This window comes from Candidatus Brevundimonas colombiensis, assembly GCA_029202665.1.
In the GTDB taxonomy this organism is placed as follows: Bacteria; Pseudomonadota; Alphaproteobacteria; order Caulobacterales; family Caulobacteraceae; genus Brevundimonas; species Brevundimonas colombiensis.
Genome location: CP119326.1, coordinates 2,614,337 through 2,639,625, shown reverse-complemented (window position 1 = coordinate 2,639,625; position 25,289 = coordinate 2,614,337). Strand labels below are relative to the sequence as shown.

Annotated in this window: 23 protein-coding genes; 22 read left to right on the top strand and 1 reads right to left on the bottom strand. The window is 66.7% G+C overall.

Going from position 1 to position 25,289, the window contains the following annotated elements; translation table 11 throughout:
* Window positions 1-66 precede the first annotated feature (66 nt).
* From P0Y50_12905 to P0Y50_12895, 3 genes are read left to right on the top strand one after another with little or no spacing between them, the layout of a single operon-like run.
* Window positions 67-1,383, top strand: a complete 1,317-nt coding sequence (locus P0Y50_12905) for a proline--tRNA ligase (GenBank protein WEK39430.1) — start codon at window positions 67-69, stop codon at window positions 1,381-1,383.
* Between the two features lie 2 nt (window positions 1,384-1,385).
* Complete coding sequence (locus tag P0Y50_12900) at window positions 1,386-2,666, top strand: lipoprotein-releasing ABC transporter permease subunit (GenBank protein WEK41575.1); 1,281 nt, start codon at window positions 1,386-1,388, stop codon at window positions 2,664-2,666.
* Window positions 2,659-3,363: an ABC transporter ATP-binding protein gene (locus P0Y50_12895; protein WEK39429.1), complete on the top strand. Its 705-nt coding sequence runs from the start codon at window positions 2,659-2,661 to the stop codon at window positions 3,361-3,363. The genes P0Y50_12900 and P0Y50_12895 overlap by 8 nt, the downstream gene beginning before the upstream one ends.
* Here the strand turns inward: P0Y50_12895 and msrA are convergent, their stop codons facing one another.
* A complete protein-coding gene (gene msrA, locus P0Y50_12890; protein ID WEK39428.1) occupies window positions 3,364-3,972 on the bottom strand; it encodes a peptide-methionine (S)-S-oxide reductase MsrA in 609 nt (202 codons plus the stop codon).
* 511 nt (window positions 3,973-4,483) lie between these two features.
* Here msrA and dnaE point away from each other — a divergent pair.
* From dnaE to P0Y50_12795, 19 genes are all read left to right on the top strand, one after another.
* The gene (dnaE, locus tag P0Y50_12885; protein ID WEK41574.1) at window positions 4,484-7,936 is read left to right on the top strand and encodes a DNA polymerase III subunit alpha; all 3,453 of its coding nucleotides are present in this window, start codon (window positions 4,484-4,486) and stop codon (window positions 7,934-7,936) included.
* 89 nt (window positions 7,937-8,025) lie between these two features.
* Window positions 8,026-8,424, top strand: a complete 399-nt coding sequence (locus P0Y50_12880; GenBank protein ID WEK39427.1) for a DUF3224 domain-containing protein — start codon at window positions 8,026-8,028, stop codon at window positions 8,422-8,424.
* Between the two features lie 129 nt (window positions 8,425-8,553).
* A complete protein-coding gene (locus tag P0Y50_12875; GenBank protein ID WEK39426.1) occupies window positions 8,554-9,150 on the top strand; it encodes a DUF4142 domain-containing protein in 597 nt (198 codons plus the stop codon).
* Window positions 9,151-9,374: 224 nt separating this feature from the next.
* Window positions 9,375-10,283 (top strand): 30S ribosomal protein S2, encoded by a 909-nt coding sequence (gene rpsB / locus P0Y50_12870; protein ID WEK39425.1) that lies wholly within the window; start codon window positions 9,375-9,377, stop codon window positions 10,281-10,283.
* Between the two features lie 110 nt (window positions 10,284-10,393).
* Complete coding sequence (tsf, locus tag P0Y50_12865; GenBank protein WEK39424.1) at window positions 10,394-11,335, top strand: translation elongation factor Ts; 942 nt, start codon at window positions 10,394-10,396, stop codon at window positions 11,333-11,335.
* A 127-nt stretch (window positions 11,336-11,462) separates the two neighbouring features.
* Window positions 11,463-12,197, top strand: a complete 735-nt coding sequence (pyrH, locus tag P0Y50_12860; protein WEK39423.1) for a UMP kinase — start codon at window positions 11,463-11,465, stop codon at window positions 12,195-12,197.
* Window positions 12,198-12,237: 40 nt separating this feature from the next.
* Entirely contained in the window at window positions 12,238-12,795 is a 558-nt protein-coding gene (frr, locus tag P0Y50_12855) for a ribosome recycling factor (protein WEK39422.1), read from the top strand.
* Window positions 12,796-12,832: 37 nt separating this feature from the next.
* Complete coding sequence (gene uppS, locus P0Y50_12850; GenBank protein WEK39421.1) at window positions 12,833-13,597, top strand: polyprenyl diphosphate synthase; 765 nt, start codon at window positions 12,833-12,835, stop codon at window positions 13,595-13,597.
* Window positions 13,597-14,415: a CDP-archaeol synthase gene (locus P0Y50_12845; protein ID WEK39420.1), complete on the top strand. Its 819-nt coding sequence runs from the start codon at window positions 13,597-13,599 to the stop codon at window positions 14,413-14,415. The genes uppS and P0Y50_12845 overlap by 1 nt, the downstream gene beginning before the upstream one ends.
* Complete coding sequence (dxr, locus tag P0Y50_12840) at window positions 14,412-15,608, top strand: 1-deoxy-D-xylulose-5-phosphate reductoisomerase (protein WEK39419.1); 1,197 nt, start codon at window positions 14,412-14,414, stop codon at window positions 15,606-15,608. The genes P0Y50_12845 and dxr overlap by 4 nt, the downstream gene beginning before the upstream one ends.
* A 28-nt stretch (window positions 15,609-15,636) precedes the next feature.
* Window positions 15,637-16,854, top strand: a complete 1,218-nt coding sequence (locus P0Y50_12835) for an RIP metalloprotease (GenBank protein ID WEK39418.1) — start codon at window positions 15,637-15,639, stop codon at window positions 16,852-16,854.
* Window positions 16,855-16,883: 29 nt separating this feature from the next.
* Window positions 16,884-19,334 (top strand): outer membrane protein assembly factor BamA, encoded by a 2,451-nt coding sequence (gene bamA / locus P0Y50_12830; protein ID WEK39417.1) that lies wholly within the window; start codon window positions 16,884-16,886, stop codon window positions 19,332-19,334.
* Window positions 19,335-19,366: 32 nt separating this feature from the next.
* Window positions 19,367-19,993, top strand: a complete 627-nt coding sequence (locus P0Y50_12825) for an OmpH family outer membrane protein (protein WEK39416.1) — start codon at window positions 19,367-19,369, stop codon at window positions 19,991-19,993.
* Between the two features lie 6 nt (window positions 19,994-19,999).
* A complete protein-coding gene (gene lpxD, locus P0Y50_12820; GenBank protein ID WEK39415.1) occupies window positions 20,000-21,013 on the top strand; it encodes a UDP-3-O-(3-hydroxymyristoyl)glucosamine N-acyltransferase in 1,014 nt (337 codons plus the stop codon).
* A gap of 2 nt (window positions 21,014-21,015) precedes the next feature.
* Window positions 21,016-21,480: a 3-hydroxyacyl-ACP dehydratase FabZ gene (fabZ, locus tag P0Y50_12815; protein ID WEK39414.1), complete on the top strand. Its 465-nt coding sequence runs from the start codon at window positions 21,016-21,018 to the stop codon at window positions 21,478-21,480.
* A complete protein-coding gene (gene lpxA, locus P0Y50_12810) occupies window positions 21,480-22,268 on the top strand; it encodes an acyl-ACP--UDP-N-acetylglucosamine O-acyltransferase (protein WEK39413.1) in 789 nt (262 codons plus the stop codon). The genes fabZ and lpxA overlap by 1 nt, the downstream gene beginning before the upstream one ends.
* Complete coding sequence (gene lpxI, locus P0Y50_12805; protein ID WEK39412.1) at window positions 22,265-23,098, top strand: UDP-2,3-diacylglucosamine diphosphatase LpxI; 834 nt, start codon at window positions 22,265-22,267, stop codon at window positions 23,096-23,098. Before lpxA ends, lpxI begins: the two co-directional genes overlap by 4 nt.
* A complete protein-coding gene (lpxB, locus tag P0Y50_12800) occupies window positions 23,095-24,273 on the top strand; it encodes a lipid-A-disaccharide synthase (GenBank protein ID WEK39411.1) in 1,179 nt (392 codons plus the stop codon). The genes lpxI and lpxB overlap by 4 nt, the downstream gene beginning before the upstream one ends.
* Window positions 24,274-24,275: 2 nt before the next feature.
* Window positions 24,276-25,268 carry an FUSC family protein gene (locus tag P0Y50_12795; GenBank protein WEK39410.1) on the top strand — a complete coding sequence of 331 codons (993 nt, stop codon included), beginning with the start codon at window positions 24,276-24,278 and terminating at the stop codon, window positions 25,266-25,268.
* Window positions 25,269-25,289: the final 21 nt, after the last annotated feature.

Genomic DNA, 25,289 nt, shown 5'->3' with positions numbered 1-25,289 from the left:
GTCTAGCTTTCGCCCTGGTCCAGCGGCTAAAGCCTTGTTCTGTCTCTACGCCTAGGATTCCCGATCATGCGCCTGTCGCGCTTTTTCCTGCCCACGCTGAAGGAAGCCCCTTCGGACGCCCAGATCGTCTCGCATCAGCTGATGTTGCGCGCCGGCATGATCAAGCAGGAGGCCGCCGGCATCTATGCCTGGCTGCCGCTGGGCCTGAAGGTGCTGCGCAAGATCGAGCAGATCGTCCGCGAGGAGCAGATGCGGGCAGGGGCCGTCGAACTGCTGATGCCGACGCTGCAACTGGCCGACCTGTGGCGCGAGTCCGGGCGGTACGACGCCTACGGCCCCGAGATGCTGCGCATCACCGACCGGCACGAGCGCGAGCTGCTGTACGGCCCGACCAATGAGGAGATGATCACCGACATCTTCCGGGCCTATGTGAAGTCCTACAAGTCGCTGCCGCTGAACCTGTTTCACATCCAGTGGAAGTTCCGCGACGAGCGTCGTCCCCGCTTCGGCGTGATGCGCGGGCGCGAGTTCCTGATGAAGGACGCCTATTCGTTCGACGTGGATGAGGCGGCGGCGCGCGTCGCCTATAACCGCATGTTCACCGCCTATCTGAACACCTTCGCCCGCATGGGGCTGAAGGCCGTGCCGATGCGCGCCGACACCGGCCCCATCGGCGGCGACCTGAGCCACGAGTTCATCGTCCTGGCCGAAACGGGCGAGAGCGAAGTCTTCTGCGACCGCAAGCTGGTGGAAATGCCCGCGCCCGGCGACGATTTCAGCCCGGAGGCCGTGCAGGCCGTGTTCGATGAGCGCACCGCCCTGTACGCCGCCACCGAAGAAATGCACGATCAGGCCCAGTTCGAGGCGCAGACCGCCGAAGGCGACCGTCTGTCCGCCCGCGGCATCGAGGTGGGCCACATCTTCTACTTCGGCACGAAATATTCGGCGCCGATGAAGGCCAAGGTCGCCGGACCGGACGGTCAGGACGCCGAGGTCCATATGGGCAGCTATGGGGTCGGGGTGTCGCGTCTGCTGGGCGCCATCATCGAGGCCAGCCACGACGAGGGCGGCATCATCTGGCCGGACGCCGTGGCGCCGTTCGACGTGGTCGTCATCAATCTGCGCGCCAATGACGAGGCCGTCTCGGCGGCCTGCGAAGACGCGGTGGCCCAGTTGGAGAAGCTGGGTAAGGATGTGCTGTACGACGACACCGACGAGCGTCCGGGCGGCAAGTTCGCCACCGCCGACCTGATCGGCGTGCCGTGGCAGCTGACCATCGGCCCGAAAGGTCTGGCCGATGGCGTGGTCGAGCTGAAGCGCCGCGCCACCGGCGAAAAGGTTTCCGTTCCGCTGGCCGAAGCCATCGAAAGGCTGACCGTTTGAGCCTGCCGTCCCGCCCGTCCGGCGCCTTCTCCTCGTGGGAGATCGGCCTGGCCCTTCGCTACCTGCGCGCCAAGCGCAAGGAGGGCGGGGTGGCGACCATCGCCGTCATCAGCTTCATCGGCATCATGCTGGCCGTCGCCGTGCTGATCAGCGTGATGAGCATCATGTCCGGTTTCCGCAGCGAACTGCTGGGCCGGATGCTGGCCTTCAACGGCCATATGTATGTGCAGGGGCCGGTGCTGACCTCGCCGGATCGCGATGCGGTCCTCAAGAAGATCGAGGCGATCCCGGGCGTCCATAGCGTCAATCCGCTGAACGAGGCGCAAAGCCTGATCCGCGTCGGCAGCTATACGACCGGCGTGATGGTCAAGGGCATCCGTCCCCAGGACCTGGCCAAGACCCAGTATGTGTTCGACAGCCTGTCGCCGCAGGAGCGCGACAGCTTCGGCAAGGGCGCCTATGGCGGCGACCGGGTGCTGATCGGCGCGGCCTTGGCGAATGCGCTGGGCATCAGGGTCGGCGACGCGATCACCGTCTATTCGCCGACCGGCGCCGACAGCGCCTTCGGCAATCTGGGCGGTCTGGAGAAGACCTATTTCGTCGGCGGCCTGTTCCGATCCGGCGCCGCCGATTACGACCGCGCCTTCATGTTCATGCCGCTGGAGCAGCAGCAGCTGTTCTTCGGCAAGGAGGGCGTCTGGGACGCCATCGAGATCAAGGTGGACGATCCCGATCAGGTCGGCGCCCTGACCCCCGCGATCCGCGCCGCCGCCGGTCCCGGCTCGATCGTCAGCGACTGGCGCGAACGGCTCGCCGCCTTCTATGGCGCGCTGAAGGTCGAGCGGGTGGCCATGAGCATCATCCTGGGCCTGGTTGTGGCCATCGCCGCCATGAACATCATCTCGGGCATCGTCATGCTGGTGAAGAACAAGGGCCGCGACATCGCCATCCTGCGCACCATCGGCGCCAGCCCCTCGGCGATCCTTCGCGTCTTCTTCATGGCCGGCGCCATGATCGGCGTGGCGGGCACCTTGGCGGGTCTGCTGCTGGGCCTGTTGTTCTGCTGGAACATCGGCGCGATCCAGCATTTCCTGGAATGGGTGCTGCAGACCAAGCTGTTCGATTCCGACGTCTATATGCTGGACGCCATCCCGGCCTTGGTCGATCCGGTCGACGTGACCTGGGTCGCCTTCTGGTCGTTGCTGATGAGCTGCATCGCCAGCCTGCCGCCGTCGTGGAATGCGTCGCGCATCGATCCCGTGGAGGCGCTCCGCTATGAGTAAGGCTCCCATCCTGTCGGTGCGCGGTCTGACCCGCACCTATGACACCGCCCAGGGCGGCCTGACCGTGCTGAGGGGCGTGGATCTGGACGTCTATCCGGGCGAACTGGTCGGTCTGATCGGCCCGTCGGGCTCGGGCAAGTCGTCGCTGCTACACGCCGCCGGCCTGTTGGAAAAGCCGACCGGCGGGACGGTGGCCATCGACGGCGAACAGGTCGGAAACCTGGACGAACGCGCCCGCACCCGGCTGCGTCTGGGACGGATCGGCTTCGTCTATCAATTCCACCATCTGCTGGCCGAGTTCGATGCCCGCGACAACGTGGCCCTGCCGATGCGGATCGCCGGCGTGGGCCAGGACGAGGCCCGCAAACGCGCCGAAGTCACCCTGACGGCCCTGGGTCTGGGCCAGCGACTGAGCCACCAGCCGGCGCAACTGTCGGGCGGGGAGCAGCAGCGCGTCGCCATCGCCCGCGCCCTGGCCAATGGTCCGCGTCTGCTGCTGGCCGACGAACCGACCGGCAATCTGGACCCGGCCACCAGCCAGTCGGTGTTCGAATCCCTGCGCGATCTGGCCAAGACCACGGGCGTCGCCGCCCTGATCGCCACGCACAACATGGAGTTGGCCGGCCATATGGACCGGGTCTTCGCCCTGCGCGATGGGCATCTGGAAGAACGCGCGGCCGAAAGCCACGCCTATTGATCAACTGACGGCGGCGTCGCCCCAGATGGCGCGCAGCCGTTCCGGCCGCCGACAGCCCAGCCGATAGGCCTGATAGCTGGCGGCGTGCCGCTTGGCGTAATCCTGATGCTCCGCGCCCGCCGGCCAGAAGCGCTGGACGCCGACGACCGGGGTGGTGAAGCTCTTTCTCAGCACCCGCATGGCTGCGTCGCGTGAGGCGACGGCGTCGGCCCGCTGCTCGCCCGTGGCGAACACGGCCGACCGATAGGACGGACCCTGATCGCAGAACTGGCCGTTCGGATCGGTCGGATCGATGGTGCGCCAATAGCGATCGACCAAGGCGCGATAGCTGACCACGCGCGGATCGAACGTGACCTGGACCGCCTCCATATGGCCGGTTCCGCCGCGCACGACCTGCTCATAGGTCGGGTTGGCCGTGTGTCCGCCGACGAAGCCTGAAATGGCGGACCGCACCCCGGGCACATCGTCGAACGCCTTCTCCTCGGACCAGAAACAGCCGCCTGCGAAAACGGCGGTTTGCAGCGCCGGAGCACGCGCCTGGGCGTAAACAGCCGGCGCGGTCAGCAAGGCCGCCGCCGTCACAATGGAAACCCCGAACCGCATCGCCATGACCCTCTATTGTCTGGTCAGGAATACGTCGGCCGAAGCCGTTCGGTTTCAGACGTGCGCTTCAGCATCAACCTCGGCCATGCCCCGCCCCAGCGTCGCGACGGGCGAGGCTTGACGAGAACGCAAGCAGAACATAGAACAGACGAAGAACATTTACGAGGTCAGGAAATCCATGCCGCGTTTGATGAGGGATATGTTGTCGTTGGCCAGCTGCGGCGGCTTCGTCTGGATGGTTTGGACCGTGGCGTTAAGCGTCACCGCCGTCTGAGATTTCAGACTTGGACCGACACCGTCTGAAATCTGCGTAGGGAAATCAAGCCTCTAGGCGAAGTTCAGACTATTCAGACCCTTTTTTTGCAATCCGGCGATCGTCGTTTCGCCGGTCTTCTGGGGATGATGAAGCCGGGCCTCTGGTTTGGGATGCTGGCCCGGAGCAAGATGTGAGACTCGCAACAGGGTGATGCGGCGCAGAGTCTGCGTCGCCCGAGACGGAGATCCAGTGAGCCAGCCGATGACCAGTCAGGGTTTCGTCCATCTGCGGGTTCGTTCAGCCTATTCGCTGCTGGAAGGCGCGATCAAGGCCAGCAAGGTCGGCAAGCTGGCCGCGGACGCCGGAATGCCCGCCGTCGCCGTGGCGGACCGCGCCAATCTGTTCGGGGCGCTGGAGTTCAGTCAGACGGCCAAGGATGCGGGCGTCCAGCCTATCGTCGCCTGCGCCCTGCCGGTTGTGGGGATCGGGGGGCAGATCAATACGCGCTGGGCCAAGACGCCGACCGTGGTGCTGCTGGCCCAGGATGCGAAGGGCTGGCTGAACCTGTGCGCGCTATCGTCCTCGGCCTATCTGGACGCGGGCGAAATGGCCGAGCCGGGCGTGGCCTGGGAGCAGGTCGTGGCGCGCTCCGAAGGCTTGATCCTGCTGTCTGGCGGTCCCGACGGCCCGGTCGATCCGCTGTTCGCCCAGGGCAAGACGGCAGAGGGCGTCAAGACTTTGGCCGAGATGAAGGGGGCGTTCGGCGACCGCTTCTATGTCGAGCTTCAGCGTCACGGCCTGGACGACGAGCGGCGGGCCGAGCCGGGGCTGGTCGAATGGGCCTATGCCAATGACGTCCCGCTGGTGGCGACCAACGACGTCTATTACGCCAAGGCGGCCCAGGCGAAGTCGCACGACGCCCTGCTGTGCATCGCCGACGGCGCCTTCACCGGCCAGGAGGATCGTCGTCGCATCACCGGCGAACACTGGTTCAAATCCGCCGAGGCGATGCGGGACCTGTTCGCCGACCTGCCCGAGGCCTGCGACAACACCATCGATATCGCCCGACGCTGCGCCTTCCTGGTGCAGACCCATGCGCCGATCCTGCCGCGTTTCGACACCGGGGCCGGGCGCTCCGAGGCCGACGAACTGGCCCACCAGGCGCGCGAGGGGCTGAAGGTCCGCCTGACCCAGGTCGACCCCGCCGTGCCGGAGGCCGACTATTGGACCCGGCTGGAATGGGAGGTCGGGATCATCCAGCAGATGGGGTTCCCGGGCTATTTCCTGATCGTTTCCGACTTCATCAAATGGGCCAAGGAACATGGCATTCCGGTCGGGCCGGGGCGGGGGTCCGGCGCCGGGTCGCTGGTCGCCTGGTCCTTGACCATCACCGATCTGGACCCGCTGCGGTTCGGCCTGCTGTTCGAGCGGTTCCTGAACCCAGAACGGGTCTCCATGCCCGACTTCGACATCGACTTCTGCCAGGAGCGGCGCGAAGAGGTCATCGACTATGTTCAGGCCCACTACGGCAAGGACCGGGTGGCCCAGATCATCACCTTCGGCACCCTGCAGGCGCGGGCGGTTCTGCGCGACGTGGGGCGGGTGCTGCAGATGCCGCTGGGCCAGGTGGACCGGCTCTGCAAGATGGTGCCGAACAATCCGGCCAATCCCGTCACCCTGGCCCAGGCCATCGAGCTGGAACCGCGCCTGAAAGAGGCCAGGGACGCCGAGCCGGCGGTCAAGACCCTGCTGGAGACGGCGCTGGAGCTGGAGGGGCTTTACCGCAACGCCTCGACCCACGCGGCGGGCATCGTCATCGGCGACCGTCCGCTGACCGAGCTGGTGCCGCTGTATCAGGACCCGCGCTCGACCATCCCGGCCAGCCAGTTCAACATGAAGTGGGTCGAACCGGCGGGTCTGGTGAAGTTCGACTTCCTGGGCCTGAAGACCCTGACCGTGCTGGACCGGGCGCGGGGCTATCTGGAGCGGCGCGGCGCGGCGCCGGAATGGAACCAGCTGCCGCTGGATGATGCGCGCACCTATGAATTGATGGCATCGGGCCAGACGGTCGGGGTGTTCCAGCTGGAATCGCAAGGGATGCGCGACACCCTGCGCAAGATGCGTTGCGGCTCCATCGAGGAGATAACCGCCCTGATCTCTCTCTATCGGCCGGGGCCGATGGAGATGATCGACACCTATATCGACCGCAAGTTCGGCCGGGCCGAGGTCGACTATCTGCACCCCAGCCTGAAGGAGGTGCTGACCGAGACCTATGGGGTCATCATCTACCAGGAACAGGTGATGAAGATCGCCCAGATCCTGGCGGGCTACAGCCTGGGCGAGGCCGACCTGCTGCGTCGCGCCATGGGCAAGAAGAAGAAGGAGGAGATGGATTTCCAGCGGGCGCGCTTCGTCAAGGGCGCCCTGGAAAAGACCGTGCCGGAAAGCCAGTCAGGCTCCATCTTCGACCTGGTGGCCAAGTTCGCGGGCTATGGGTTCAACAAGTCCCACGCCGCCGCCTACGCCCTGATCTCGTTCCAGACGGGGTGGCTGAAGGCCAATCAGCCGGTCGAGTTCTTCGCCGCGTCCATGAGCCTGGACCTGTCGAACACCGACAAGCTGGCGGTCTTCTATCAGGATGCGCGCCGGTTCGAGGTGCCCGTGCTCTCGCCCGACATCAACCGCTCGTCCGCCGACTTCGACGTGGCGTGGGACGATGCGAAGGGCGCAGTCCTCTACGCCTTGGGCGCCATCCGCAACGTGGGCCTGGAGGCGATGAAACACGTCATCGAGGTGCGCGAGACCGGCGGCCGGTTCGCCGACATCTTCGACTTTCTGGAGCGGGTCGATCCGCGCAGCGTCAACAAGCGCGCGCTGGAGGGACTGGCCAAGGCCGGGGCCTTCGACAGCATCCATCCCAACCGTCGCCAACTGGTCGAACAGGCCGATGTGCTGATGGCCTATTGCCAGAGTGTGGCGGCCGAACGCGCCTCGTCGCAGGTGTCGCTGTTCGGGGGCGACCAGGCCCATGCGGCCCGCCCGCGCCTGAAGACGGTCGATCCCTGGGTCGGGCCGGAACGGCTGGATCACGAACTGGCCGCCGTCGGTTTCTATCTGTCGGGCCACCCGCTGGACGAGATGACCTCGGCCCTGAAACGCAAACGCGTCACCTTCGTCGCCGAGGCCATTCCCCTGGCCGAAGGCGGGCACGAGGCGTTCCAGATGGCCGGGGTGGTCCGCCGCAAGCAGGAGCGCGCCAGCGCGCGCACGGGCGAGAAGTTCGCCTTCGTCACCTTCTCGGACCCGACGGGCGAGTTCGAATGCCTGTTCCCGCCCGAACAACTGCGCAAATGCCGGGAGGTGCTGGAGCCGGGCGCGTCGGTCATGGTGCGGGTCCGCGCCAAGGCGTCCGAGGGCGAGGTGCGGTTCTTCGGCGATGACGCGTCGCGCATGGACAATCTGCTGGACGACGCCAACATCGGCCTGCGCATCCACGTATCGGCCCGAACGGCTGAAGCCGAGGCGCTGAAGGGCCGGCTGGAGCGCGCCCGCTCCGGCGCCATCGGCAAGGGGGGCGAGATTTCGCTGATGATCGCCGGGCTGGAGCAGGGGCGGGAGGTCGAGATCAAACTGCCCGGCCGCTATCGCCTGGACGGCGCCTTGCGCGGCGCGCTGAAGTCCGCGCCCGGCGTCGTGATGTTGGAGGACGCCTGATGCTCGGCGCTCTTCTCGTTTTGAGCCTTGGCCTTAATGGGGCCCTTGCCGTCTATCCTGCGCCGCCCCTCATTCAGGAGAAAGTCGTCATGTCGCACGCCGCCGGAACCTTCCAGGTCTCCATAACGCCCGCGCCTCCGGCCTCGGAAGCCGCTCCCGACCTGCCGGGCCGCATGATCCTGGCCAAGACCTTTCACGGCGGGATCGAGGGGATCGGCGCGGGGGAGATGCTGGCCGTTCGCGAAGGTCAGTCCGGCGCCTATGTCGCCATGGAGCGGGTGACGGGCGTGGTGAACGGTCGCAACGGCAGTTTCGCGCTTGTCCATCGCGGCGTCATGACTGCGGAGGGACAGGAGTTGCTGATCACCATCGTTCCCGGTTCAGGCACCGGCGATCTGGCGGGCATAGGCGGCGTCTTCCACCTGACGATCGACAAGGGCGAACACCGCTACGATCTGGAATACAGCCTTCCCGACCTTGCCTCATGAGCCGGTGTGGCGACCATCGGGTTCGGCTCGTCTGGCTTCGATCCCTGCAACCTTATAGCTAAGCTTTTGATTTTTCGGAACCTCACGGCCGCGTGATGGGTTTGGTCAGTCCATAGGGAGACTGTTCCAATGAAATATCTCGCCATCGCCAGCGTCGCCTCGCTGGCTCTGCTCGCTGCCTGTAACCAGGGCGGCGACAGCGCGGCCAAGAACGCCAGCGAAGCCGTCAACGCCACCCAGGACGCGACCTCGGGTGTCGTCGGCCAGACCTCGGCCATGACCATGGGCGCCAATACCGTCGACGGTTTCGTCACGGGTCTTGGCACAGGCAATATGTACGAGCTGGAATCCGCCAGGATCGCCGCCGCCAAATCGACCAACGCCGACGTGAAGGCGCTGGCCGCCATGATCACCAAGGATCACACCGCCGCGGGTGAGAAGCTGGGCGCGGCCGTCGCGACCGCTGGTCCGAACGTGACCGTGCCGACCGCGCTGGATGAACGCCGCAAGGGGCTGATCGACAATCTGAACGCCGCGACGCCGGGCGATTTCGACAAGGTCTATCTGAACCAGCAGGTGGCCGCCCATAACGAGACCCTGACCCTGCTGAACGGCTTCGCTGGCAATACCGATGCGCCGGCCCTGTCGACCCTGGCCCGCGAACTGGTCGCCCCCGTGACCGCGCACCGCGACCGCGCCCAGGCGCTGCTGGACGCGATGAAGTAGATTCCCGCCAAAGGCATGAATGCAAAGGCGGTCTCGAAAGAGGCCGCCTTTCTGCTGTGTGACGCACACGCTTGCTATTTGGGGCCGTTGCGCCTACATGGCCCCCGCATTTCGCAACGCGGGTGAGGCGCGATTCGGGGAGAAATCCCGGTTCGCACCATTCCGAGGGTCATTCGACCTTTAATCCCCCGCGCCACGTTGATCGGAAAAAGGAACGAACGATCATGGCTCTGCCTGAATTCTCGATGCGCACCCTGCTGGAAGCGGGCGCCCACTTCGGCCACCAGACGCACCGCTGGAACCCGAAGATGGACCGCTACATCTTCGGTTCGCGCTCGAACATCCACATCATCGACCTGTCGCAGACGATGCCGCTGTTCCACCAGGCTCTGGTGGCCGTGCGCGACGTCGCCGCCAAGGGCGGTCGCGTCCTGTTCGTCGGCACCAAGCGCCAGGCCTCGGAGCCGGTCGCCGAAGCGGCCAAGCGCTGCGCCCAGTACTATATGAACAACCGTTGGCTCGGCGGCACGCTGACCAACTGGCGCACCGTCTCGGGCTCGATCGCCCGTCTGCGCGAACTGGAAGGCATCCTCGAGAACGGCGGCGAAGGCCGCGTCAAGAAGGAGCTGCTGACGCTGCAACGCGAGAAGGACAAGCTGGAACTGTCGCTGGGCGGCATCAAGGACATGGGTTCGATCCCGGACATCATGTTCGTGATCGACACCAACAAGGAAGCGATCGCGATCCAGGAAGCCCGCAAGCTGAACATCCCGATCATCGCCATCCTGGACACCAACTCGGACCCGGACGGCATCACCTATCCGGTCCCCGGGAACGACGACGCCGCCCGCGCCATCCAGACCTACTGCGACCTGGTCGCCGACGCCGTTCTGGACGGTCTGGCTGCGGGCGCTTCGGCCTCGGGCATCGATCTGGGCGCTTCGGAAGCCCCGGTCGAGCCGATGCTGCGCGAAGCCTCGGCTCCGGTCGCCGCTGACGCCGCTCCGGCCGGCACGGAAGGCGCCGCCGCCGAACTGGAAGCCGCTGCTCAACCGGCCGTCGCCGATGAAGCCGCTCAGGCCGCCACGTCGGAAGCCAACGACGCGGTTGAAACCGAGAAGGCTGCGGGCTGATCGCCCGGACGGCGGTGTTCGCGATCGTGAACGCCGCCTGACGAACTGACACACGGCCGGGCTAAGTCAGTCCGGCCGTTCCCACATACGAATCCCCCAAGGAGAAGAACATGGCCGAGATCACTGCCGCCCTCGTGAAGGAGCTTCGCGAGCGTTCGGGCGTCGGCATGATGGACTGCAAGAAGGCCTTGCAGGAAAACGACGGCAACATCGACGCCGCCATCGACTGGCTGCGCGCCAAGGGCCTGTCCAAGGCCGCCAAGAAGGCTGACCGCGTCGCCGCCGAAGGCCTGGTCGCCGTGGCGTCCAAGGAAGACGGCAAGGGCGAAGTCGCCGCCGCCATCGAGTTCAACGCGGAAACCGACTTCGTCGCCCGTAACGACCTGTTCCAGAACGCCGCCAAGTCGTTCGCCCAACTGGGCCTGGAACACCATACGGTCGAGGCGCTGCACGGCGCCGAGCTGGAATCCGGCAAGACGGTCCAGGATGAAGTGACCAACATGATCGCCACCATCGGCGAGAACATGCAGCTGCGCCGCGCCGCCCGCCTGTCGGTGTCGGAAGGCGTCGTCTCGACCTACGTCCACAATGCGGTCTCGCCGGGCGTGGGCCGCATCGGCGTGCTGGTGGCTCTGGAAGGCGAGGGCGACAAGACCGCACTGCGCGAACTGGGCCGCAAGATCGCCATGCACGTCGCCGCCACCGCGCCGCTGTCGCTGAACACCGACGACCTGGACCCCGCCGCCATCGAAAAGGAACGCGCCGTTCTGACCGAAAAGGCCAAGGAAGAAGGCCGCCCGGAAAACATGATCGCCAAGATCGTGGAAGGTCAGATCAACAAGTTCCAGAAGGACGTGGTGCTGTCCAAGCAGCCGTTCGTCATGGACCCGGACGTGACCATCGAACAGCTGGTCGCCAACTCGGCCAAGGAACTGGGCTCCTCCAACCTGCACCTGGCCGGCTTCGTCCGCCTGGCGCTGGGTGAAGGCGTCGAGAAGGTGGAAGGCCCCGACTTCGCGTCGGAAGTCGCCTCCATGATGGGCGGCGCCTAAGCCCCTATCCCCTCATTCGTGAGGGTTTTGTATCAGAAGGGCGCGTTCGGCTTTGATGGCCGGCGCGCCCTTCGTCTATAATAAGCCGCCTGATTCAAGGGCGCAGCAGCCAACGGACCCTCCGCCCATGCCCGACGCCCCCACAACCTTCCGCTACAAACGCGTCCTGCTGAAGGTCTCCGGCGAGGTGCTGATGGGGGATCAGTCGTTCGGCGTGGACATGAAGACGGTCGACACGGTCGCCAAGGCCGTCGCCGACGTGGCCGCCGAAGGGATCGAAATCTGCCTGGTCATCGGCGGCGGCAACATCTTCCGTGGTCTGTCCAAGGCGGCGGCGGGCATGGAGCGTGCCCAGGCCGACTATATGGGCATGCTGGCCACCATCATGAACGCCCTGGCCATGCAGTCGGCCCTGGAGAAGATCGGGGTCTCGACCCGCGTGCAGAGCGCCATTCCGATGGCCGCCATCGCCGAACCCTACATCCGCCGCCGCGCCCTGCGTCATCTGGAAAAGGGGCGGGTGGTGATCTTCGCCGCCGGCGTCGGCGCGCCCTTCTTCACGACGGACTCGGGCGCCGCCCTGCGCGCCGCCGAAATGGGGTGCGACGCCCTGCTGAAGGGCACCAGCGTCGACGGCGTCTATACCGCCGACCCCAAGAAAGACCCGACCGCGACCCGCTACGAGACCCTGACCTATCAGGACGTGCTGGCCAAGGATCTGCGGGTCATGGACGCCTCGGCCATCGCCATGATGCGCGACACGGGCATCCCCATCGTGGTCTTCTCGATCCGGGAAGACAATTCGCTGCGCCGGACCCTGACCGGCGAAGGCACGTTCACGGTCATTCAGGACGTCGCATAGTCGTTCGCGCGACCAGGAAAAACGAAGAGAGACCAAGATCATGGCAAAACCCGAGCTGAAGACCTATCGCGACCGGATGGACCGTTCCGTCGCCGCCCTGAAGGAAGAGTTCAGCGGCCTGCGCACCGGACGCGCCAATGCCGGGCTTCTGGAGCCGGTGCGGGTCGAGGCCTATGGCGCGGCCTCGCCGCTGACCGCCGTCGCCGCCATCAGCGTGCCCGAACCGCGCATGATCAGCGTCAGCGTCTGGGACAAGGGCATGGTCACGGCGGTCGAAAAGGCCATCCGCAACGCCAACCTTGGGCTGAACCCCATCGTCGACGGTCAGACCCTGCGCATTCCCGTGCCGCCGCTGACCGAGGAACGCCGTAAGGATCTGGTCAAGCTGGCCGGGAAATACGCCGAACAGCAGAAGATTTCGGTCCGCAACGTCCGTCGCGACGCCAATGATGATCTGAAGAAGGCCGAAAAGGCTGGAGAGATCAGCCAGGACGAGCAGAAGAAGATGGAAACCGAGGTCCAGAAGGACACGGACGCGGCCATCAAGCGCATCGACGAGGCCTTGAAGACCAAGGAACAAGAGATCATGCAGGTCTGAGGCGAAACGGCTTGGGCCCGAAGGGATCGCACGACATATGACGGCAGACCGCGCCGCGCCTTCGGGCCATGGCCCACGTTCCGATGGGCCGCGCCATGTCGCCATCATCATGGACGGCAACGGCCGCTGGGCGAAGGCTCGCGGGCTGCCGCGCGCCCTGGGCCACCGCGAGGGCGTTCAGGCCCTGAAACGGACCATCCAGGCGGCGCCCGACCTGGGCATCGAATGCCTGACTGTCTTCGGCTTCTCGACCGAGAACTGGAGCCGGCCGGAGGACGAGGTGTCGGACCTGATGGGTCTGGTGCGGACCTATGTCGCCAGCGATCTGGCGCGGCTGGAGAAGGCGGGCGTCCGTCTGAGAATACTGGGCCGTCGCGAGGGTCTGCCCGCCGACATCGCCGCCATCATCGACAAGGCCGAGGCGCAGACGGCCCACAACGCCCGTTTCCTGTTGCAGGTCGCCTTCAACTATGGCGGCCGGGCCGATCTGGTGGACGCGGCGCGTCGGCACATGGCGCGCCTGGCGTCGGGCGAGACGACTGAACCGTTGACCGAACGGACGTTCGAGGCCGGACTGGCCACAGCCGGGTCGCCGCCGCTGGATCTGATCGTGCGGACGTCCGGCGAGCAGCGGCTGTCGAACTTCCTGTTGTGGGAAGCCGCCTACGCCGAACTGGTGTTCCAGGACATCCTGTGGCCCGACTACGGACCCAAGGCCCTGGCCGAAGCGGTCGACGCCTTTGGCCGGCGCGACCGACGTTACGGCGGTCGCGACGCCGCGTCCGTGCGCGAAACAGCCTGATGGCGGTCAAGGCCCGCGACATCGCGCTGCGCGCCGCATCCGCCGTCGTTCTGGCGCCGGCCGCCGTCGCCGCGACCTGGGCGGGGGGCGTCTGGTTCCTGGCGCTGATGGTGGCGGCCAGCATCGTTCTGGCGTTCGAATGGGCGGCGATGAGCGCGCCGCACGCCCGACGCGTGATCGGCGGGGCCGTCGGCTTCGGCGTCGTGGCGGCCGTGATCAGCGCCCATTTCGGCGTGATGTCGGTGTCCTTCATCATGCTGGTGTTCGGCGCCGCCGCCGCCGGCGTCTATGCCCGCGGCCGGGGGCAGGAGGCGCTGGATGCCGCCTATGGCGTTCTTTATCTGGGCTGGCCCGCGGTCCTGCTGATCTGGTTGCGCGGGGTGGACAGCCCCATCGGATTGCACTGGACCGTGCTGGTCTTCGCCGTGGCCTGGTCGGCCGATATCGTCGCCTATCTGGCGGGATCGACGTTCGGCGGGCCAAAGCTCTGGCCCCGCTTTTCGCCCAACAAGACCTGGTCGGGCTTTATCGGCGGCATCGTCGCGGGCGCGGCGGCCGGGGCCCTGATGACGGCCTGGGTCGACATGGGCGCCCTGACCGTGATCTGGGGCGCGTTCCTGGGGCTGGCGGCGGCGTCGGCGACGATGGCGGGCGACCTGTGGGAATCGGCGTTGAAGCGGCGGTTCGGCGTCAAGGACGCCGGCAACACCATACCGGGTCACGGCGGCCTGCTGGATCGGGTCGACGGGCTGATGTTCGCCGTGGTCGTGGTGGCGGCCGGGCGATTGCTGGTTCTGATTCTGGAGCGCGGCGCATGATCCGTCGCCGCGTCACCGTGCTGGGCTCGACCGGATCGGTCGGCTCGTCAACCCTTGACCTGATGGCTCAGGCTGAGGCTTCGGGAACCGGGACGTTCGAGGTCGAGGCCCTGACGGGCGGCGCCAATATCGCCAAATTGGCCGAACAGGCCCGACGCTGGAAGCCGCGCGTGGCGGTCACCGCCGATCCGACGCGCCTGGACGATTTACGGGCTGCTCTGGTTGGATCGGGGATCGCGGCGGCGGCGGGCGAGGCCGCGATCGTCGAGGCGGCGACCCGTCCCGCCGACTGGATCATGGCGTCGATCGTGGGGGCCGCGGGGCTGAAGTCGGCCTGGGCGGCAGCGGGAACGGGCGCGACCCTGGCCCTGGCCAACAAGGAAAGCCTGGTCTGCTGCGGCCCCGCCCTGATCGAGCGGGTCAGACGGGCAGGGGGGCGGCTGATACCGGTTGATTCCGAACATTCCGCCATCTTCCAGGTTTTCCCGGCCGAGGCGCCCGAGCGGGTGTCGAAGCTGATCCTGACCGCCTCCGGCGGGCCGTTCCGCCAGACGCCGCGAGAGCGGATGGGCGCGATCACCCCGGAGCAGGCCGTGGCCCACCCGAACTGGAGCATGGGCGCCAAGATTTCGGTCGACAGCGCCACTATGGCCAACAAGGGTCTGGAGATGATCGAGGCGGCCTATCTGTTCGATATGCCCGAGGATCGGATCGACGTGGTCGTCCACCCCGAATCGATCATCCACAGCCTTGTGGAATATGTGGACGGATCGACCCTGGCGCAGATGGGGCCGCCGGACATGCGCACGCCGATCGCCTGCGCCCTGGCCTGGCCGGACCGCATCGCCTGGCCCGCGCCCCGGCTGGATTTGGCTGTGTTGGGCCGACTGACGTTCGAGACGCCTGATCTGGCGCGCTTCCCCGCCTTGAATCTGGCGCGTCAGGCGCTGAAGAGCGGGGGGGCCGCGCCGGCCGTGTTCAACGCCGCGAACGAGGTCGCCGCCTTCGCCTTCCTTGACCGCAAGCTGGCCTTTCTCAATATTGCCGCAGTCGTCGCCGAAACCCTTGAGCGTGCGACGAAAGCGGGGATGGTTTTCGGTTCTGGAGACGCCTGCGGCGCGGCCTTGTCGGTCGACGCCGAAACGCGTCGAATGGCTGGATCCGTCATCGCCGGTCTTGCGAACGCGGCCTGAATAGCAGGCCAGGGGAGACGATTTTCGAATGCTGGGCGTCCTGGGTCAGGTCCTGATCTCCATCGCCTCGTTCCTGCTGGTGCTGACCTTCATCGTCACCATCCATGAACTGGGTCACTTTCTGGTCGCGCGCGCCTTTGGCGTGAAGGTGGATCGCTTCGCGGTCGGCTTCGGCAAGGCCGTGTTCAGCCGCACGGACCGCCACGGCATCGAATGGCGGCTGGGTTGGCTGCCGCTGGGGGGCTATGTGAAGTTCTCCGGCGATCTGGATGCGTCCAGCGTGCCGGACCAGGCAGGGCTGGACAAGCTGCGTCAGCGCGTCGTCGCCGAGCGCGGTCCGGGCGCCGAGCGCGACTATTTCCATTTCAAGCCGGTGTGGCAGCGCGCCCTTGTGGTGGCCGCGGGACCGATCGCCAACTTCATTCTGGCCATCACCATCTTCGCCGTGGTCTTCATGGCGGTCGGCGTGGAACTGCGCCCGGCGCGCGTGGCCCAGGTTCAGGCGGGCTCACCCGCCGCCGCCGCCGGCTTCCAGGTCGGCGATCTGATCACCGGCGTGAACGGCAAGGCGATCAAGGACGGCGGCGCGGTGACGCGCACCGTCATGCTGTCGACCGGCGATCCGGTCCAGTTCACGGTCGAGCGCGGGGCGCAGACGTTGAATTTGACGGCGGTTCCCGAGCGGCGCGAGGAGAACGATCCCGTCGCCGGTCGCGTCAAGGTCGGCCGCATCGGCCTGGGCCTGGGGTCGACCGCCGCCGACGTCCGTCACGTGCGATACGGGCCGGTGGGCGCCGTGGTCGAGGGCGTGCGCCAGACCGGCGACGTGATCGGCTCGACTCTGACCTATCTGGGGCGGCTGGCGACAGGCCGCGAGTCTGGCGATCAGTTCAGCGGCCCGCTGGGCATCGCCAAGGCCACCGGCTCGCTGACGACCGCTGCGGTCGAGGCCAGCCCGGCGCCCGGTCAGATGGCGATCAATCTGGTCCTGACGCTGACGACCTTGGCCGCCATACTTTCGATCGGAATCGGCTTTCTAAATCTGCTTCCCATTCCGATCCTCGACGGCGGGCATCTGCTTTTCTACGGCTATGAAGCCGTGGCCAGGCGACCTGTGTCGGCGCGGTTCCAGGAGATGGGCTATCGCGCAGGTCTTGCGCTTTTGGCGGGATTTATGTTGTTCGCGACGTGGAACGACCTACAGAAGCTCAACCTCTTCCAATTCCTCGGCGGGCTCGTCTCGTGAGCCGACGCCAGCCCCCGATGGTTTCCCGAATGAATGACATGACCTCTCGCGCCGCCGTCCGACTGAGCGCCCGTTCCAGCCTGCTGGCGCTGGCCGTCGCCGCCGGCCTGGGCGCGCCCGCCCTGGCCCAGACCGCGCCGGCGCAAACCACGCCCGCAACGCCCGCTCCGACGCCTGCGCCCGCCGCCGGGGGCGCCGCCGCCGAGCAGACCCCGCACGTCGAGATCGCCGCGCCGCAGACGATCACGATCAACCGCATCATCGTTCAGGGCGCGCAGCGGATCGACCAGACGACGGTCCTGTCCTATCTGCCCATCCGCCCCGGCGACGCCGTGGACGCCTCGGTGCTGGACGTGGCGGTGCGCACCCTGTCGCGCACCGGCCTGTTCGCCGACGTGCAACTGGGCGTGCAGAACGGCGACCTGATCGTTCAGATCAAGGAAAACCCGATCATCAACCAGGTGGTGTTCGAGGGGAACAAGGCGCTGTCCCAGGACAAGCTGACCAAGGAGGTCACCCTGGCTCCGCGCGGCATCTATACCCGCGCCAAGGTGCAGGAAGACGTCGGCTCCATCGTCGAACTGTACCGCCTGCAGGGCCGCATCTCCGCGACCGTCACGCCCAAGCTGGTCCAACTGGATCAGAACCGCGTCGACGTGATCTTCGAGATCAACGAAGGTCCGCAGACCGGCATCAGCGCGATCAACATCCTGGGCAACCACGCCTTCTCCGACCGGGATGTGCGCGGCGTGATGGTGACCGAGAAGTCGACCTGGTGGAAGTTCTTCTCCAACAACGACAACTATGATCCCAACCGCCTGGAGTATGACCAGGAGCAGTTGCGCAAGTTTTACACCAACCGCGGCTATTACGACTTCCGCGTCGTGTCCTCGATCGCCGAACTCCAGCCCGATGATCAGGCCTTCCAGCTGACCCTGACGCTGAACGAGGGCGACAAGTACAACTTCGGCGACGTCAAGGTCGTCACCCAGAACGACCGTCTGAACGCCGACTTCCTGCAGCGCCTGATCCCGATCCGCTCGGGCGACCTGTACGAAAGCGACAAGATCGAACAGGCGGTCGACGCCCTGACCTTCGCGGCGGGGTCGGCCGGTTACGCCTTCGTCGAGATCAATCCGACCTATCGGGCCAATCCCGACACCGACACGGTGGACGTCACCTTCAACGTTTCCGAGGGCCAGCGCGTCTATATCGACCGCATCAATGTGGTCGGCAACACCCGCACCATCGACCCGGTGATCCGCCGCGAACTGATGCTGACGGAAGGCGACGCCTTCAACCGCGCCCTGATGGAGCGGTCGCGCAACAACCTGCGCGCCCTGGGCTTCTTCAAGGACGTGAAGGTCGAGGAAACGCGCGGCAGCGCGCCGGACCGTTCGATCATCAACGTCAATGTTCAGGAGCAGCCCACCGGCGAACTGTCGGTCGGCGCGGGCTTCAGCTCGGTCGACTCCTTCACCGTCAACCTGGGCATTTCCGAGCGGAACTTCCGCGGCCGCGGCCAGAACGTGGTGGCGCGTCTGGAATGGGGCTCGCTGCGTCAGCAGGTCGATTTCCGGTTCACCGAGCCGAAGTTCCTGGGCCGCGACCTGCGCGCGGGCTTCGACCTGTTCCACTCGCGTTACGACCTCAGCAAATATTCGTCGTACGACTATCGTTCGACCGGCGGCGGCCTGAGGCTGTCCTACCCGCTGAACGGCAATATGCTGCTCAGCACACGCTACTTCCTAAAGTCGGACGAGATCATCGTACCGACCGGCTATTGCACCGGCGTCGGCCGGGGTTCGTCGGCGCTGTGCGATCAGGTCGGCAGCTTCATCAACTCGTCCGTCGGCTATACCCTGCAGATGAACTACACCAACGATCCGGTGCGCCCCACGCGCGGCTGGGCCGGCTCGTTGCGTCAGGACCTCGCCGGTCTGGGCGGCGACGTGAACTATGTGAAGACCGAGGCGGACGCCAGCTGGTACTATGGCATCACCCCGGCCTGGGTGGTCAGCGTGCAGGGTTCGGCCGGTTACGTCAGCGGCTGGAACGGTGATCCGATCCGCATCAACGATCGCTTCTTCAAGGGCGGCAACAGCTTCCGCGGCTTCGAGACCGCCGGCATGGGGCCGCGCGATCTGAACACGACCGACGCCTTGGGCGGCAACTTCTACGCCATCGGCACGGTCGAGCTGACATTGCCGAATTATCTGCCCGAGCAGTACGGCATCAAGACCTCGCTGTTCGCAGATGTCGGCACGCTGGGCGTGCTGGATGACCGCTACAAGCTGACGTCAAACGGCACGGTGAACACCAACATCGCCGACGAACTGTCGCTGCGGGCGTCCGCTGGCGTCAGCATCCACTGGAAGTCGCCGATGGGTCCGATCCGTTTCGACATTTCCAAGGTCCTGTCCAAGGAAGACTACGACAAGACCGAATCGTTCCGCTTCTCAACCTCCACCCAGTTCTAATCGCGGCGTTTTCGACCGCACGAGGGAATCCCATGAAAGCTCTTATCATCGCGGCGACCGCCGCCGCCTCGCTTCTCGCCTCGGCCGCTTCGGCCGCTTCGGCCGCCACGGCCCAGCAAGCTTCCGCCGCTCCGGCCAACCCCGGCCCGGTGATCCCCGGCGTCTGCGTCTATTATAACGCCCGTCTGCTGGCTCAATCGTCGGCCGGCCAGGCGGTCGAAGCCCGGATGCAGCAACTGGCCCAGGAAGTTCAGGGCGAACTGCAACCGTACGCCACGGCCATTCAGACCGAAGCCCAGCAACTGCAGACCTCGGGCGCCAGCCTGCCGGCTGACCAGATGCAACAGCGCCGTCAGGCCCTGCAGCAGCGCGCGCAAGAAGCCCAGCAGCTGGAAGCCACCCGCGAGAACGAGCTGCGCTACACCCTGGCCATGCAGCGCCAGGCGATCACCGAGGCCGTCTCGCCGATCCTGACCGCCCTGTATCAGGAAAAGGGCTGCGGCCTGCTGCTGGACCGCGAAAGCGTCTTCATGATGAACCCGGCCATGGACGTCACCGACCTGGCCATCCAGCGCCTGAACACCGCCCTGCCGACGCTCAGCTTCAACCGCATGACCGTGCCGGCTCAGACGCAGGCCCAACCGGCCGCCGCGCGCTAAGTCTTCATGCCTGATCCCCGCTTCTTCGAGACCCTGCCGTCCCTAAGCGTCGCCGATCTGGCGGCCAAGATCGGCGGGGAGGTCGAACGGGCCGGGGATCGCATGATCGCCTCTGTCGCGCCCCTGTCCTCAGCGGACGGGGGCGCGATCGCGTTTCTGGGCGACCGCAAGTTCGTCGAGGCGCTGAAGCAGACCCGCGCCAGCTGTGTGATCGTGCCGCCCGAAGCCGTGGAAGCGGTTCCGGCCGACGCCGCCGTCATGGTTTCCCGCACGCCCCAGGCCGCCTGGGCCAAGGCGTCGATCCTGCTGCATCGGCCCATCCTGCTGGACGCCGCCCTCGCGCGCGACGAGGCGGCCGAGGACGACAGCGTGGTGATCGAGCCGGGGGCCGTGCTGGGAGCGGGCGTCCGCATCGGTCGCGGTTCTCGCATCGGGGCCAACAGTGTCATCGCCCCCGGCGTCCAGATCGGGCGCGACTGCGTGATCGGCGCCAATGTCAGCGTCGGCTTCGCCCTGATCGGCGACCGGGTGAAGCTCTACGCCGGTGCGCGGATCGGCGAGGCGGGTTTTGGCGCGACCGGAACCCAGGCTGGGGTCATGGACATTCCGCAGCTGGGCCGAGTGATCCTGCAGGACGGGGTGACGGTGGGCGCCAACAGCTGCATCGATCGCGGCGCCTATGACGACACCATCATCGGCGAGAACACCAAGATCGATAATCTGGTCATGGTGGGCCATAACTGCGTCATCGGGCGCAACTGCCTGCTGGTCGCCAACACAGGCATTTCCGGCTCGGTCACCGTCGGCGACAACGTCATCTTCGGCGGCAAGGCGGGGATCGGCGATCACATCACCATCGGGGAGGGCGCGCGCGTCGCGGCCGGCGCCGGGGTGTTGGCCGATGTTCCTGCGGGCGAAACCTGGTCGGGCTATCCGGCCCGTCCGATCCGACAGTTCTTGCGCGAGACCGTCTGGCTCGCCAAACAGGCCTCATCCAAGAAGGCCCCGAAGGAATCATAGGGATGAGCGAAGACGGCAAGATCGATTACGCCGAGGTGATGCGGCGGCTGCCGCACCGCTATCCCTTCCTGCTGGTGGACAAGGCCGAGGACTTCGTCCCGCGCACCTCCGTCGTGGGCATCAAGAACGTCACCCACAACGAGCCCTTCTTCCCTGGCCATTTCCCGATCGATCCGGTCATGCCGGGCGTGCTGATCGTCGAGGCTATGGCCCAGACCGGCGCCCTGCTGATGTCCAAGACGCTGGATGTCGCGGTGGCGGACAAGGTCATCATGTTCATGTCCATCGACGGCGTGCGCTTCCGCAAGCCCGCCCGGCCCGGCGACCAGCTGCGCATGGAGGTCAAGGTGATCAAGGCGCGCGGCGACGCCTACAAGTTCCGGGGCGAGACCTTTATCGACGGCAAGCTGGCCGCCGAGGCCGAGTTCATGGCCATGGTGGTGACCGTGCCGGAGCCGGCCGCCTGATGAGCATTCACCCGACCGCCATCGTCGACGCCTCCGCCACCCTGGCCGACGGGGTGCAGGTCGGGCCGTGGTGCACGGTCGGGCCGAACGTGACGCTGGGCGAAAACGTGCGTCTGATCAGTCACGTCGTGATCCAGCAGGACACGGCGGTCGGGTCGGACACGACCATCCACCCCTTCGCCGTGATCGGCGGCGACCCGCAGCACAATGGCTACAAGGGCGAGCCTGTGCGTCTGGAAATCGGGCGCAACAATCTGATCCGCGAACACTGCACCTTCAACCGCGGCACGCCGCAGGGAACGGGCATAACCGTGGTGGGGTCGAACAATCTGTTCATGACCGGCGCCCACGTCGGCCATGACTGCGTGGTGGGCGACAATGTCGTCATGGCCAACAACGCCACCCTGGGCGGCCATGCCCGGGTCGGGGACAAGGTGTTTCTAGGCGGTCTGTGTGCGGTTCACCAGAACGGCCGGGTGGGGCAGGGCGCCATCATCGGCGGGCTGGCGGCGGTGACGCGCGACGTCATCCCGTATGGCTCGGCCTGGGGCAATCATGCGCGGCTGCGCGGGCTGAATCTGATCGGCCTGAAGCGCAAGGGCTATGGCAAGGATCAGGTGCGGCGGCTGCTGGCCGCCTATCGCGAACTGTTCGAAGGCGGGGGCGAGTTCGCCGGACGGGTCGAAAGGGTCGAGGCCGACTATGCCGACCTGCCCGAGATCGTCGAAATTCTGACCTTCATCCGCGAGGGCGGCAAGCGGCCGCTGTGCCTGCCGAACGCGGAATGAGCGTCAAGCTCGGCCTGATCGCGGGCGGGGGAGACCTGCCCCAGGCGGTGGCCCAGCGCTGCGAAGCCGAGGGGCGGGCGGTCTATGTCGTGCGGCTGGACGGGTTCGCCGATCCGCATCTGGCGCGCTGGCCCGGCGGCGACTTCGGCATGGCCCAGATCGGCGCGATCCTGAAGGCGTTGAAGGCTCAAGGTTGTGGGGCGGTCTGTCTGGCGGGCATCGTCAGCCGCCCGGATTTCAAGACGTTGAAGCCGGACTTCAAGGGCGCGACCCTTCTGCCCGGCATCGTGGCGGCGGCCGCCAAGGGCGACGACGCCCTGTTGCGAAAGATACTGTCGGTGTTCGAGGCCGAGGGGTTCGCGGTCGAGGGCGCCGACGACATTCTGGGCGGCGAGACGCTGGGCGCCGGCGCTCTGGGCGCCGTAACGCCGAACGGCGAGCAGTTATCGGACCTGAAGAAGGCGCTGCATGTCGCTGAAAGATCGGGCGAACTGGATATCGGACAAGGGGCGGTCGTCTGCGAAGGCCTGGTGCTGGCGGTTGAGGCGCAAGAAGGCACCGACGCTATGCTGGGGCGTGTCGGGGGCCTGCCCGCCGACCTGCGCGGCTCACCCTCCGACAGAAAGGGCGTGCTGGCCAAGGCGCCCAAGCCGATCCAGGATTTGCGCGTCGATATGCCGGTGATCGGACCCAGAACCGTCGAGATGGCGGCAGCGGCGGGACTGGCGGGCATCGGCGGGGTCGCGGGTCGGCTGATCCTGATTGATCGCCACGCTATCGTTGCGGCGGCGGACCGGCTGGGTCTGTTCGTCTGGGGCGAAGACCAATGAGCCGGCCGCTGAAGATCATGCTGGTGGCGGCCGAGGCGTCGGGCGACGCTCTCGGCGCGGGTCTGGCCAATGCGCTGAGGGCGCGGCTGGGGGACGACGTGACCTTCGTCGGCGTCGGCGGCCCGCGCATGGCGGCGGAGGGCGTGGTCAGCCCGTTCGACATCGCCGAATTGTCGATCCTGGGCTGGATCGAAGGCTTGCGCGCCTATGGCAAGGTCAAGCGCCGGGTGGCCGAGACGGCGACGCTGGCCGAGCGCGAAAGGCCGGACGCCGTCGTCCTGATCGACAGCTGGGGCTTCACGATCCGCGTCGCCAAGGCCATCCGCGCCGCGCGGCCCGATGTGCCTCTGATCAAATATGTCGGCCCGCAGGTCTGGGCCTCTCGCCCTGGTCGGGCCAGGACGCTGGCCGGCGCGGTCGATCACTTGCTGGCTCTGTATGGCTTCGACGCGCCCTGGTTTGAACGCGAGGGGTTGGCGACGACCGTGGTCGGCTCGTCCGCGCTGCACATCGACATGGACCATGCGGATGGCGCCGCGTTTCGCGCGCGACGCGGCATCGCGGCGAAGGCAAAGCTGCTGCTGGTTTTGCCTGGCAGCCGGCCCAGCGAGATCGCGCGCATGACGCCCGTCTATGAGGAGACGGTGCGAAAGCTTAAGGCCGTCGACCCCGCACTGGAGATCGCCGTCATCGCCGCTGGCACGGTCGCCGGCGATGTGGCCGGCCGAATCGCGACCTGGCCGTTCCGCGTGCATCTGGTGGACGAGGGCGAGAAATACGACGCCATGCGCGCCGCCGACGCAGCCCTGGCCACCAGCGGTACGGTCTCGACGGAGCTGGCCCTGGCCGGCGCGCCCATGGTCATCGCCTACAAAATCGACGCCCTGTCATATCCGTTGATGAAGCGAATGGTGACGGCCAAGCACATCACCCTGTTCAACGTGGCCGCCGACGAGCGGATCGCTCCGGAATATATTCAACAGGAGGCGACGCCCGCCCTGCTGGCGTCCGCTGTCGGCCGCCTGCTGGCCGATCCCGAACTGGCCCAGGCGCAGGCGCGGCGTCAGACGGCGGCGCTGGACCTGATGGGGCGCGGCGGACCCGATCCTTCAGAACTGGCGGTTGACGCCGTCTTGCGCGTCATCGCCGCCAAGGCTGGCACGGAGCCAGGCTGACCGTGGCCCGCGCCCTCAGCCCCCGTCGTGCGGCCGAGGTGCGGGCGGCCTTGCAGATGGCGGTGGCCGCGACAGCGGCGCTGTATCTGGCCACGCTTCTGGGGTTGCCCCATCCCTATTGGAGCGTGATCTCGGCCATCGTGGTGGTCCAGGCCAGCGTTACGGGCGGGGTGGTCGCCATCGCCCGTGACCGCGCCATCGGGACCATGACCGGCGCGCTTGTGGGGGCGGGGGTTGCGTTCATCCGGTCGCCGGGGATGGAAAGCCTGGCCTTGAGCATCGCGATTTCCACGGCGGTTCTGGCCTTCCTGGGCGCCGGGCGGCCATGGTTGAAGATCGCGCCGGTCACGGCGACAATCGTCATTGCGGGCGGTGCGGGATCGGAAGGGCCTGCGTCCCTGGCGCTGGACCGGGTGATGGAAATCCTGGTCGGCAGCGGCGTCGGCGTGATCGCCATCCTGGCCCTGTTCCCCCGCCATGCCCACCAGGCCTTCACCCTGAATGCGCGCGAAGCGGCCGGTGAGGCGGCCGTGCTGCTGGCCCTGGTCGCGAAGGGCGATGCTGGGGATGCGGCCGAGATCTCCCGTCGTCACGCCGACCTTAAGCGCCGGCTGGACGCCCTGGCCCAGACCGCCAAGAACGTGGTCGACTTCCCCGGTTTACAGCGCGAGACAGCCGATCGCGCCGCCCTGGCCCGCGCCTTCTGGCGGGTGCGCAGCGACATCGTCATCTTGGGGCGCGGTTTTCATGACGAGGGCGCGGATGGCCGGCTGGCGCCCTGGTCCGAGGACGCCGCGCGCGCGGTCGAACGGCTCGAGGCGCTGTCGCGGGGCAAGGCCGCCGATCCCATGGGGCCGATCGACCAGAGCCTGGCCCTGTCCATCGCGGTCGAGGGCGACGACATGGCCCTGGGCGCCGCCGCCATCGGCGTGGCCCATATGCATCGTGACCTGGACGACCTGGCCGCGCGTTTCCGCGACCTGCGGCTGGTCTGAACCCCAAAAGAAAACGCCGGG